Source organism: Streptomyces sp. NPDC096105, assembly GCF_044763335.1.
Classification (GTDB): domain Bacteria; phylum Actinomycetota; class Actinomycetes; order Streptomycetales; family Streptomycetaceae; genus Streptomyces.
The window spans coordinates 505,743-518,139 of the sequence record NZ_JBIWGC010000001.1 but is presented as its reverse complement, the minus strand read 5'-3'; the positions used below and the strand labels follow the sequence as shown (position 1 = coordinate 518,139).

Annotated in this window: 8 protein-coding genes; 1 reads left to right on the top strand and 7 read right to left on the bottom strand. The window is 73.8% G+C overall.

The genetic code is table 11. The features are described 5' to 3' along the window. Positions 1-12 precede the first annotated feature (12 nt). The 3 genes from ACIQ8B_RS02270 to fasR form a co-directional block, all read right to left on the bottom strand. Entirely contained in the window at positions 13-1,041 is a 1,029-nt protein-coding gene (locus tag ACIQ8B_RS02270; protein WP_403544634.1) for a ketoacyl-ACP synthase III, read from the bottom strand. A gap of 21 nt (positions 1,042-1,062) precedes the next feature. Continuing rightward, a complete protein-coding gene (locus ACIQ8B_RS02265) occupies positions 1,063-1,977 on the bottom strand; it encodes an ACP S-malonyltransferase (protein WP_403544632.1) in 915 nt (304 codons plus the stop codon). A gap of 90 nt (positions 1,978-2,067) precedes the next feature. Beyond that, entirely contained in the window at positions 2,068-3,273 is a 1,206-nt protein-coding gene (fasR, locus tag ACIQ8B_RS02260; RefSeq protein ID WP_106414391.1) for a fatty acid biosynthesis transcriptional regulator FasR, read from the bottom strand. 144 nt (positions 3,274-3,417) lie between these two features. Between fasR and ACIQ8B_RS02255 the strand changes: the two genes are divergently transcribed. Next, complete coding sequence (locus ACIQ8B_RS02255) at positions 3,418-4,074, top strand: pirin family protein (protein WP_403544629.1); 657 nt, start codon at positions 3,418-3,420, stop codon at positions 4,072-4,074. Between the two features lie 290 nt (positions 4,075-4,364). On the opposite strand, the gene ACIQ8B_RS02250 is transcribed toward ACIQ8B_RS02255, so the two are convergent. The 4 genes from ACIQ8B_RS02250 to ACIQ8B_RS02235 form a co-directional block, all read right to left on the bottom strand. Then, on the bottom strand, positions 4,365-5,939 hold the full coding sequence (locus ACIQ8B_RS02250; protein ID WP_403544627.1) for a S8 family serine peptidase: 1,575 nt from the start codon (positions 5,937-5,939) through the stop codon (positions 4,365-4,367). Positions 5,940-6,431: 492 nt separating this feature from the next. Beyond that, positions 6,432-9,398 carry a hypothetical protein gene (locus ACIQ8B_RS02245; RefSeq protein WP_403544625.1) on the bottom strand — a complete coding sequence of 989 codons (2,967 nt, stop codon included), beginning with the start codon at positions 9,396-9,398 and terminating at the stop codon, positions 6,432-6,434. A gap of 2 nt (positions 9,399-9,400) precedes the next feature. Beyond that, complete coding sequence (locus ACIQ8B_RS02240; protein ID WP_403544623.1) at positions 9,401-11,269, bottom strand: HSP90 family protein; 1,869 nt, start codon at positions 11,267-11,269, stop codon at positions 9,401-9,403. A gap of 54 nt (positions 11,270-11,323) precedes the next feature. Beyond that, complete coding sequence (locus tag ACIQ8B_RS02235; protein WP_403544621.1) at positions 11,324-12,304, bottom strand: hypothetical protein; 981 nt, start codon at positions 12,302-12,304, stop codon at positions 11,324-11,326. Between the last annotated feature and the right edge of the window lie 93 nt (positions 12,305-12,397).

Here is a 12,397-nt window from a genome sequence, read left to right as displayed (position 1 = left end):
GGCACGGAGTGCCTAGGGGAGGGTAACGACAGTCGCGGCGTAGACGAGACCCGCCCCGAAGCCGATGACGAGCGCGGTGTCGCCGCTCTTCGCCTCGCCGGTCGCCAGGAGCCGCTCCATCGCGAGCGGGATCGAGGCGGCCGAGGTGTTGCCGGTGGTGCGGATGTCACGCGCGACCGTGACGTGCTCCGGCAGTCCGAGGGTCTTCACCATCGAGTCGATGATCCGCACGTTGGCCTGGTGCGGGATGAAGACGTCCAGGTCGTCCGCGGTGATCCCGGCCGCGTCCAGCGCCTGCTGGGCGACCTTCGCCATCTCGAACACGGCCCAGCGGAACACCGCCTGGCCTTCCTGGGTGATCGCGGGGAGCTTGAGGTCGCCCTTGCTGTCCCGGGGAAGCTCCGCGAGGTCGCCGCCGAAGCGGTCCCACGCGTAGGTCTGCTTGATCGTCTGGGCCTTGTCGCCCTCGGAGCCCCACACGGTCGGGCCGATGGCCGGCTCCTGCGAGGGGCCGACGATCACGGCGCCCGCGCCGTCACCGAACAGGAAGGCCGTCGCGCGGTCCTCCAGGTCGGTCAGGTCGCTCAGCCGCTCCACGCCGATGACCAGGACGTACTCGGCGGACCCCTCGACGACCATGCCCTTGGCGAGGGTCAGGCCGTAGCCGAAGCCCGCGCAGCCGGCGGAGATGTCGAAGGCGGCGGCCCTGTCCGTGCCGAGCCTGTCGGCGATCTCGGTCGCGATGGCCGGGGTCTGCGCGAAGTGCGACACGGTCGACACGACGACGGCGCCGATCCGCGAGGCGTCGATCCCGGCGTCCGCGATCGCCTTGCCGGACGCCTCGACGGACATCGCGGCGACGGTCTCCTCGGGCCCGGCCCAGTGCCGGGTCTCGATGCCGGAGCGGGAGCGGATCCACTCGTCGGACGAGTCGATCGTCTCGAGGATCACCTCGTTCGGCACGACCCGGGTGGGACGGTAGCCGCCCACGCCGAGGATGCGCGCGTACGGGGCGCCCTTGCTGGGCTTGATCTTCGCCATGCGGTCGGCTCCTTAAGGGCGTCAGGCGGCGTGCTCGGCGACGAGCTCGCGGGCCGCGTCGAGGTCGGCGGGGGTCTTCAGGGCCAGCGTCTCGACGCCGGGCAGGGCACGCTTGGCCAGGCCCGTCAGGGTGCCGCCGGGGCAGAGCTCCAGCAGGGCCGTGACGCCGAGCTCCTTGAAGGTCTCCATGCACAGGTCCCAGCGGACCGGGTTGGCGACCTGGCCCACCAGGCGCTCCAGCACCTCGGCGCCGGACGCGACCGCCTCGCCGTCCTTGTTCGACACGTAGGCGACCTTCGGGTCGGCGGGCGTGAGGGCCTTGGCGGCCTCGGCCAGCGCGTCGACGGCGGGGGCCATGTGGCGGGTGTGGAAGGCGCCGGCGACCTTCAGCGGGACGACCCGGCGCACGCCCTCGGGCTTGTCGGCCTGCAGCGCGTCGAGCTGCTCCTTGGTGCCGGCGGCGACGATCTGGCCGGCCCCGTTGACGTTCGCCGGGGTGAGGCCCAGCTTCTCCAGGTGCGGGAGGGTCACCTCGGGGTCGCCGCCGAGCAGCGCCGCCATGCCGGTCTCGGTGACCGCGGCGGCGTCGGCCATGGCCAGGCCCCGCTTGCGGACCAGGGAGAGGGCGGCGGAGTCGTCGAGGACGCCGGAGAGGGCGGCGGCGGTGATCTCGCCGACGCTGTGACCGGCGACCGCGCCGGGGGCGATGTCACCGAGTGCCGAGGCGGACAGCAGCCCGGCCGCGACCAGCAGCGGCTGGGCGACGGCCGTGTCGCGGATCGCGTCCGCGTCGGCCTTCGTGCCGTAGTGGGCGAGGTCGAGTCCGATGGCGTCCGACCACGCGGCGACGCGGTCGGCGGCGCCGGGGAGTTCGAGCCATTCGGTCAGGAAGCCGGGCGTCTGGGAGCCCTGGCCGGGAGCGACGAGTACGAGCACTCTCACACTCTCTCTTGCGTACGGGCGCGGCCGCCCGTGAGGACAAGGACGAAGAACCGGAGGGGGTTTTGTCGACCCTCCACAAAAAGGCTAGGTCTGGAGATCACCATCGGCCAGACGCCCCAGGATCAGTGCGATCCGCAGGGTGAACGCCGAGCGTACATCGGAGGGTGACCATCCGGTGACGTCTGTCACACGTCGGAGCCGGTAACGAACGGTGTTGGGGTGAACGAACAGCATCCGCGCCGCACCCTCGAGGCTGCTCGCCTGTTCGAGATACACGCTGAGTGTCTCCAGGAGCGCCGCGCCGGCCTCCTCGAGCGGTCTGTAGATCTCCTCCACCAACTGCTCGCGCGCAGAGGGGTCCCCGGCGATCGCGCGCTCCGGCAGCAGATCGTCCGCCAGCACCGGACGCGGGGCGTCCTGCCAGGCGGAGCACGCCTTGAGACCCGCGGCGGCGGCCTGCGCGGACCGGGTCGCGGCCAGCAGGTCCGGCACCACGGGGCCGGCCACGACGGGACCGGCCGCGTACGGGCCGATCAGCGACTTCGCGACGGCCAGCGGGTTGTCGCTGCCGCCCGCGATGACGACGAGCCGGTCGCCGAGCACCCCGGTGAGCACCTGGAGCTTGGCGTGCCGGGCGGCCCGCCGGATGGCCTCCACGGTGAGCTCGGAGTCCCCGTCGGGAGCGGTGCCGAGCACCACGCACACGTGCTCCGGGGAGTTCCAGCCGAGCGCGGCGGCCCGGGACACGGCGCCCTCGTCGGCCTCCCCGCTGAGCACGGCGTTCACCACCAGCGACTCCAGGCGCGCGTCCCAGGCACCGCGTGCCTCGGCGGCCTGGGCGTACACCTGGGCGGTGGCGAACGCGATCTCACGGGCGTACACCAGGAGCGCCTCGCGCAGCATGCTCTCGTCGCCGGGGGCCGCCACCTCGTCGATGGCCGTCTCCATCACCTCGATGGTGGTGCGCACCATCTCCACGGTCTGCCGCAGCGTGATGGCCCGGGTCAGCTCGCGCGGCGCGGTGCCGAAGACGTCGGTGGAGATGGCCTGCGGGGCGTCGGGGCGCCGGAACCACTCGGTGAAGGCGGCGATGCCCGCCTGGGCCACCAGGCCGATCCAGGAACGGTTCTCCGGCGGCATGGCCCGGTACCAGGGCAGCGTCTCGTCCATCCGCGCGATGGCCTGGGCGGCGAGACTGCCCGAGGACTGCTCCAGCCGCTTCAGCGTCGCTGTGTGCGGATGGGCGGGGCGTGCGGCGGGTCCGGGGGTGGTGGTTTCGGGTTCGGGCACGGGGACAAGACTGCCTCATCCGGACGGCGGGCCGTCCTCCAGGGTCGCACCCGCCCCCGCGTCCGTGCCCCGTGTCCGGGCTCCGGTGCCCCCGGCCGTGCGCCGTCCCCGTCCCCTCCGGCAGGGCCTACGGTGGAGGGCGTGATGGACGTCAGGCGAGCGAGCGAGCGCTACAGGGGCGGAGACCCGGCGGCGGGCATCGAGTCGTGGCACGCCTTCTCCTTCGGCCCCCACTACGACCCGGACAACCTGCGCTTCGGCGCGGTGATCGCCTGCAACGAGGAGCACCTGGGTCCGGGCGCCGGCTTCGACGAGCACCCGCACAGCCACACCGAGATCGTCACGTGGGTGATCGCCGGCGAGCTGACCCACCGCGACTCCACGGGCCGCGAGACGGTGATCCGCCCCGGCGACCTCCAGCGCCTCAGCGCGGCGTCGGGCGTCCGCCACGTGGAGCGCAACGCGGGCCGCACCCCGCTGACCTTCCTCCAGATGTGGCTGGCCCCCCTGAAGCCGGGCGGCGAACCCCGCTACGAGGTCGTCCGCGGCATAGCCGACTCCACGCCGTACGCCCTCCCGGAGGCGGGCGCGATGCTCCACGTCCGCCGGCTGTCGGCGGGGGAGCGCACGGAAGTCCCCGCGGCGGCCCACGCCTACCTCCACGTGGTCCGCGGCACGGTCCGCCTCGACGGCGAGACCCTGAACCAGGGCGACGCGGCCCGCCTCACGGACGAGAAGGACGCGGAGGCGGTGGCGGAGGGGCCGGCGGAGGTGCTGATGTGGGAGATGCCGGCGTTCTGACCACCGGCTCCGGTGCTCGGGCGGAAGCACCCCGGTGGCCGCCCATGCCGCGCTGAAACCCCGCGTCGTGGACGACGGGGAACGCCTGCTCGACATCTTCGGCCCACGCGTCGATGCGCTCGTGGGACGACCTGATGGCGTCGGTCAGCTCTTCCAGCGCCCTGGGCTTCGGGTGCCCGACGTCCAGCCTCGGTTCCCGCGACGTCAGTGTCCGGACGGTGGGTGACAGGGCTCCGCCCCGGCGCGGTGGACCGTGCCGGGGCGGAGGGGGGAGCGCTGTGGTCAGGGCCTCAGAAGGTCAGGCCCCAGCTGTTGATGGAGCCGGTGTCGCCGGAGTAGCCGTCGGTGACGCGCAGCTTCCACGTGCCGTTGGCCGTCTCCGAGGAGGCGTTCACGGTGTACGTGGTGTTGATGTTGTCCGTGGAGCCGCCGGTGCCGGAGGACTTGAGGGTGTAGAGCGAGCCGTCGGGGGCGACCAGCTGGACCGTCAGGTCGCCTATGTAGGTGTGGACGATGTTCACCGGGACCTGCAGGGCCGAGGGGGCGTTGCCGGAGACGCCGGTGACGGTGATCGGGGACTCGACGGTCGACCGGTCGCGGATCGGGTAATCCGTGGAGTTGGTGAAGGTCTTGCCGGGCGGCGGGGTGGTGCCGCCGTCGCCGCCGACGTACAGCAGGCGGTTCGGGGAGCCGGTGCCCGGGCCCGTGACCGCGCCGGACACGGAGCTCGAGATCAGCGCGGAGGAGACCTGCGCCGGGGTGGCCGACGGGTTGTCCGCGAGATACAGCGCCGCGGCGCCCGCGACGTGCGGAGCGGCCATCGACGTGCCGGAGATGGTGCTGGTGGCGCTGTCGCCGGTGTGCCAGGCGGAGGTGATGGAGGAGCCCGGCGCGAAGATGTCCAGGTTCGCACCGTAGTTGGAGTAGCCGGCGCGGGCGTCGGTGGACGTCGTCGCGCCGACGGTGATCGCCTCGGACACCCGGGCCGGGGAACCGGTCGCCGTGGTGGACTCGTTGCCCGCGGCGACCGCGAAGGTGACGCCCGCGGCGATGGCGCGCCGCACCGCGTTGTCGAGCGTGGTGCTGGCGCCGCCGCCGAGCGACATGTTGGCGACGGCCGGGAGCACCGCGTTGGCGGCGACCCAGTCGACGCCCGCGATCACGCCGGCGGTGGTGCCGGAGCCGTTGTCGTCCAGGACGCGCACGCCGACGATGTCCGCCTTCTTGGCGACGCCGTACGCGCTGCCCGCGACGGTGCCGGCGACGTGGGTGCCGTGGCCGTTGCCGTCCTGGGCGACGTTGTCGCCGTCCACCGCGTCGTAGCCGTTGCGGGCGCGGCCGCCGAAGTCGCTGTGGGAGACGCGCACACCGGTGTCGATGATGTACGCGGTGACGCCCTGGCCGGCGGTGTCGTCGTAGGTGTACGAGCCGTTCAGCGGCAGCGCGGTCTGGTCGATGCGGTCCAGGCCCCAGGACGGCGGGTTGGTCTGCGTGGCCTGGATGGTGAAGGCGCGGTTCTGCTCGACCAGGGCGACCGAGGGGTCGGCGGCCAGTTCGGCGGCCTCCGCCTCGGTGGCCTCGACGGTGTAGCCGTTGACGGCCTCGCGGAAGGTGTGCTCGACGTCGGCGCCGTACTTCTCGGCCAGGCCCTTGCCCTTGGCGGAGGCGGCCTTGGTGTGCGGCTTCAGGGTGACGATGTAGCTGCCCTCGACCGCGTTCGGCGCGTCCGCGTAGGCGATCGCCCCCTTGGGGGACTCGGCGGAGTGCGCGGCGGGAGCGGTGAACAGGCCGCCCGTGAGGGCCGCCGCGGCGACCGCGCCGATGCCGGCGATCGATCTGCGCTTGGCGTTTCGCTGCACTGCCATCTGAGGGTTCCTCCTCGACAGGTGGGGAGTGTGGGGGTCGCGCCTCCTGGGGGTGAGGCGCCGCGTGGCGGACGTCCGTACCGGGTCGCCGGACGCACGCATGTCAGGTGCATGCCAAGCGCGGACGCTGTGACCGCGATCGCATTTCCCTGTCGCCAGCCGAAAGATTGAACGGTCTACGCGGATTGCACAAGGGGTCCCGACGGGCCTTGACCTCCGCGTCACACAGGGGAAATGACACAAGGTCATCAAACGGTACGGAAGCACTGGGTAAACGAGATCACCGTCACAGTGAATTCACGGAACCGCGCCGCGCCGCACGTCACGTCCGCTTCGTCCGGTCCCGTCTGTGAGCGGAGTCGAATTCCAGTGGCGCTGGAACAAGGGGCACGGGGAGGAGTGGGCCCGCTGAGCGGACCCACTCGATGAGAGCGCGCGGGCCGGTGACCGTCGACGCGGTCACCGGCCCGTGGCCGGGCCGGGCCGTGACGCTCACTCCTCGTCGCGCAGCCTCGCCGCGAGAGCGGTCAGTTCCTCGACAGGCTCTGTGTGGCCGAGGGCCGTCAGCCGGTCCGCCGCCGCCCCGATCCGCGCGAGGGCCGGAGCGGTGCGCTCCAGGTAGACGCCCTCCACGACACCGGCCAGGCGGACGCACTCCGCCCACTCCCCGGCCTGGCCGGCGTCCTCGCCCGGCTCCCCGAGCAGCCCGAGGGCCTTCTCCAGCGCGGCCAGCGCCTCGTCGTACGCACCGGCGTACGCGTTGACCCGCCCGTGCTCGTAGGCCAGGGCCGTGTCCAGGGAGCGGCCGTGCGCCTCGAAGCCCACGGCGCGGGCCGCGTCGGCGACCCGGCCGGCGTCGTCGAGGAAGGCGCGGGCGCCGGTCAGGCCCCCGGGACCCTGCTGGTGCGCCTGGAGACGGGCCAGCTCCCGCAGGGCGTTGCTGAGCATCTCGAACCGCGGGTCGCGAGCGTGGGCGGCCAGCGCCTGGTCCACCGCTTCCCGGGCCTTGCCGAACTCCCCGGCCTCACCGAGCAGTACGGCGGTCTCCGCGGCGATCATGGCGTGGCTCCCCGGGTCGTCGTCCCAGCCGGCCGACTCGGCCGCGAGGGCGACGAACTCCGCGGTGGCGGCCTTGAGGTCGTCACCGGCGCGCAGCGCGCGGGCACGGGTCAGGCGCAACTGGGCGACGAGCCGGTCGTCCAGCTCGCCGTCGACGACGTCCGGCTCGACGAGCAGGGAGTCGAGCAGCGCGATGCAGTCCTCGGTCCGGCCCAGGTCGAGGCTGAGCTGGGCCGCGTTGCTGTAGGCGCAGAACGCGTCGAACCGGTTGCCCGCCCGCAGTTCCAGCTCCGCCGACCGCGTCAGGTGCCGCAGCGCCTCGCCGGGGCGGCCCAGGTGCATGCAGGCCTGCGCCAGCTCGCCGTGCAGGTTCGGGGCGTCGACCGCTTCGGCGGGCCACTCGGCGGCCAGCCGCACCCCCTCGCCGAGGCTCGCGTGGGCGGCCTCCGCGTCCCCGAGGCCGAGCTGGATCTTGCCGCGCAGGGAGAGGGCGCGGGGCAGGTGCCAGGCGGGCCCGTCCGTCCGCAGCAGCGCGACCAGTTCGTCCGCCTCGGCGCGCGCGGTGGGCAGGTCGCCGGCCATGGCGTGCGTGGTGGCCCGCAGCAGCCGGGCGGCGGCGATCTGCCCGGTGAGTCCGTGCCGGGTGGCGAAGTCGTACAGCAGCTCCGCCTCGGCGAGGACCGGGGCCGCCTGCGCCCCGTCCCCGGACGCCTGGAGCCGCAGGCCGCACGCGCTCACCCTCAGGCGCAGCAGCCGGGCCTCCAGGTACGGAGCGATCCCGGACGCCTGCTCGTGCAGCCGCACCAGCTCCGCGTGCGCCTCGGTGAACACGGCGGCCTGGGCGGCGGCCCGGGCCTCGGCGTCCGCACCCTCAGGCTGCGCGCCCTCGGCGTCCGCACCCGGCGGGGGCACCTGCGCCCCCGCCAGCACCGCGCTCGCCCGGGCGAACACCGCGTGACCCGTGAGCCCCGCGTCCTCGTACAGCCCCGCCGCCTCCTCGTACAGGGCCGCCGCGTCCTCGTGCGCGTCCCTGCGCTCCGCCAGCGTCGCCTCCTCGTCCAGCAGATCGGCGCGCAGCCGCACCAGCGGGCCCACCTCCGGGTCGTCCGGGTGGACGTAGTCGCGGGCGGAGACGAGGTCGCGCAGCCGCGCCCAGCAGGCGTGCGCGTCCGGGTGCCCCTGTTCGTCCAGCTCCCGCGCCCGCCTGATCAGGTCGGCCGGCGACTCGGGCAGGGTCTCGGCGGGCGCCGGGGCCGGAGCGGCCGGCGCCGGGGCCACGTCCTCCAGGGCGCGCGGGCGCAGCGTCAGCTCCAGCGACTCCAGCAGCGGCGCCCGGCCGAGACGGGCCCCGCGGCGGTCGGAGTGCGCCGTCGTGCCGTTGCGGGCGTCGAAACGGGCGGCCAGGTCGTCGGCGCGCTCGCGCACCTCGGCGCGCAGCGTCGCCACCGTCCAGCTCCGGCCGGGGAACCCGGCGGCGGGCAGCTCCCCGTGGCCCAGCGCCTCGACGCGGGCGAGCAGCACCTCCACGCCGGTGAGCAGGTCGAGCTGCTCCAGCGGCGAGTCCACCTCGTCGAACAGGTTGCGGTTCTCCGCCAGCAGCTCCAGGCCGCGCGCCTCGTTGCCGGTCAGCGCGCAGAACTCCAGGTGGCGGCCGACCTCCCCGGCCATCGACGGGTTGCGGCGGCAGCCGCGGTACCCCGCCAGGTGCAGACGGCGCGCCTCGTCGGTGCGGCCCGTGCGCAGCAGCGGCAGCAGCGCGTGCGAGATGGAACGGGCCGGCTCCTCCTGGCAGGACTCCTTGCCGGCCAGCACGGGCTCCCAGGTGCGCAGCGCCCGCTCGTCGTCGCCGGACGCCAGGTGGTGCAGGGCGCGGTCGCAGGTCTCGCACGCCTCGCAGTCGCTGAGCGGGACGCGGGCCCGGCCCGCCCACAACTCGTAGGCGGACACGGTGTCCTCGCCGGTGTGGACGGCGAGCCGGTAGGCCTGCCCGTAGTACGGCTGGAGGTCGAGGCCGGCCTTCTCGTAGCGGTCGCGCATCTCCGTCAGCCACTGGCGTAGGGCGGCCAGCGGTATCTCGGGCAGGCTGCGCAGGGCGCCGGCGACCCACTTGAACCGCCAGAACAGCTGGTGGCGCAGCCGGTCGTCGAACACGTCCGGCTGTTCGTCGAAGAGGTTCAGGAGCCGGGCGAACACGACCGGCGACTTCCGCGGCTCGGAGCCGTACGTGTACGCCTCCTGGAGTTCCAGCAGGGCGTGGATCAGCGGCACCGGCTCGCCGAACAGCTCGGCCGCCTCGGCGAGTTCCTCGGCGGTGACGGTGCGGGTACGGCCGTAGGGGAGGCGGTCGTTCTCCCGCAGCGCCTCGTACAGCTCGTCGGTGGTCTGGGGCGGGGTCTGCATCGTCAGCTGTCCTTGCGCAGGGCGTGGGCGAGAAGGTCGAGGAAGGAGCGGTTGATGAGGCTGGACTCGGCGGGCCTGAGCGGACGCCGGGACAGCAGCGCGGCCTGCCCGTACAGGGCCTCGGCGCTGGTGCGGGCCAGTTCCGGCTCGTCGATCGCGACGGCGGTGCGCACCAGCGGGTTCAGCTGGTTGAGGATCAGCTGGGCGCGCGGCGCCTCCTGCCGCAGGGCGCCCAGGATGTCGCCCCACAGGCCGCCCTCCTGCTCGCGGGCGAGCCGGGAGCGGGTGCGCTCGTGCCGGGCCTCCCGGCTGTCGACCAGCAGGGCGGGCGCGGACGCCGGCTGGAAGGCGCGCAGCGCCACGTCGCAGTCGAACACCGCGAGGGCGTCACGGGCCAGCGCCAGATAGGCCGCGGCGGCCAGCTCCGTCTCCCGGTCGACCGGGTCGAGGTGCGCGGTCAGGGTCGCCGGGTCGAGGTCGGCGACGCTCACCTCCGGCCGGATCTCGGGCAGCCGGTGCGCCAGTTCGCGGTCGTAGGTGTAGCCGCCGTTGACGACGCCGAGACCGGCGGCCGACGCGATCGCCGCGACCTGCCGGAACTCCTCCACGCTGGACGTCACCAGCACGGTGCGGTGGGTGCGGGAGAACTCGTCGAGCGTGCAGTGCCCGTCGGTGGTCTCGAACGGCAGCCACGGCAGCAGCATCCGCAGGATCTCGTCGTCGTGCACGGCGAGCGACTTCACCGACAGGTGGTGGGCCTGGAGGAAGCGGTGCAGCAGCTCGGGGTCGCTGGCGGCGACGCGGGCGATCCACGCGCGCAGTCGCTCGGCCAGCGCGTCACGCACCGCGGCCAGGGTGTCGTCCTCGTACAGGGACTCGCGGGACGCCGTCGGGCGCAGGCTCTCCGCGTCGACGACGCAGCGCACGAAGAACGCCCAGTCGGGCAGGATCTCCTCCGCCTGCTCGGACAGCAGCATGCCCTTGACGTGCACCCGGTGGCCGTGACGGCGCCCGGCCGGCACCGCCTCCGGCAGCACGCACGCGATGCCCTTCAGCCCCACGGCCGGCAGGTTCAGCTCGATGGTGTCCAGCGGCGCGAAGCCGAACACCTCCTCGCCGTACCGGGCGAGCGCGCGGGACCGGGCGCCCGGCGTCGGGTACGTCCGCGCCCAGGGTGCCTCCTCCGGGTTGACCGGCACGGCGGGGCCGCCGGAGCCGTCGTCGAAGGTCACCGGGTGCCGCAGCAGCGAGCCGAAGTGCCGTGCCAGGCCCCGCACCTGCGCGGGCGCGGTCCACTCGCCCGCGTCGGCGCGCGGGGTCAGGGTGACGGTGGTGCCGGGGGCGGGCCGGGCGGAGGCGGGCAGGGTGCGCACGGTGTAGCTGCCGTCACCGCGCCCCCGCCACTCCACGGCGGGCGCGCCGGGCGTGCGGGCGGACCGGCTGACCACGTGGATCTCGTCCGCGACCAGGAAGCAGGACAGCAGGCCGATGCCGAACTGGCCGATGAAGTCGCCCCGTTGCTCGGCGATCCTCCCCCAGCCTCGAACGGGCTCGTCCGGGGGGACCCCCATGGCACGCTTGCTGCTGCGGCCGATCGTGGCGAGGAAGGTGTGCACATCGGCCTCGGTGAGGCCGACGCCGTCGTCCTCGACGCGGACCACGGAGCGGTCGGCGTACAGCCGGATGCCGAACGAGCCGGCGGGCGCGGCCGGTTCGAGGGCGTGCCGGGCGGTGAGCGCGTCCACCGCGTTCTGCATCAGTTCACGCAGGTAGACGCGGGGGCTGGAGTAGAGGTGGTGGGAGAGCAGGTCGACGAGGCCGCGCAGGTCCACCTGGAAGGTGCGGTCGGCGGTGTTCTCGGGCAGGGTCATCGGGGGTCCGGGGTGTGAGGGCGTGCGGTGGCGGCGGAGGGTGCGAGCCGGGGCTCAGAAGGCCTTGCGGAAGCGCGCGTACGCCTCCTGCGGCTCGGACATGTACGTCCACGGCCACTCGGTGTACGCGCCCTCCAGCTCGCGGAAGACGTTGGACGCGGTGCTGCTCCCGGCCAGGGACAGGGCCATGGCGAAGATGTTGTAGTCGCCCTGCCAGCCCAGGCGGCGCTCGTAGGCGTGGTGCAGGATGCTGCGCTCCGCCGCCTGCCTCAACTCGGCCCGGACCGCGGGCCGCTGCAGGCAGGCGCTGTCGTCGGACTCCACCCACTCCTCGATGTACGCCATGGCGACGGCACAGCCGAGCCGGTGGCCGTCGGGTGCGGCGGCGAACGCCGCGCGGGCGTACTCCAGGGCCTCCCCCGGCTCGCCGCCCCAGCGGGGCTGGAGCTGGGACAGCCATTCGAGGTGGACCTCCAGGTCGAGCGGGTCACGGCGCAGGGCGGCGTCGCGCCGGACCTCCGCGACCGGGGAACCGAGCGACATGCCGCGTGCGGAGGTGAGCAGTCGGCGCCACGGGGTGATCCAGTCCGGACGCAGCTCGGCGGCCTCGAAGAGCTGCCGCTCGGCGACGCGGAGCCGCTCGTGGAAGATCTGCCACTGCTCGCGCGTGACGTCCGCGGCGCGCGCGCTGGTCCGGGCCTCCCAGCCCCAGTTGACGTGCCGCGCCCCGGAGATCAGCAGGGCCAGGGCCCGGTGCTCCTTGTCCTCCTCGACGGCGCGGCCGATCCAGTCCTGCACCCCGTCCAGGTCGGCCAGCTGGCCGAGGACGTGGTGGTCGCGGCCCAGGTCGAAGGGGGCGAGGGCCGTCCTGACCGCCTCCCAGTCACCCGTGTCCGCGGCCTCCACGACGGCCAGCACACGCGTGTCCCCGAGGGCGCGCAGGACGTACGTCCCGTTCTTCCTGCGCGGCGCCGGCAGGGCGTGCGGATCCGCCCCCGGTCCGCCCTCGCCCCTGCCGAACAATTTTCCGAACATGTCGCGCCCTCCCCAGGTCCCGCGTGATCGTCCGGCGCATCATAGGGCGCGCCACCGACACCGCTTCCACAGGGTTTTCACACCGGCCCCACG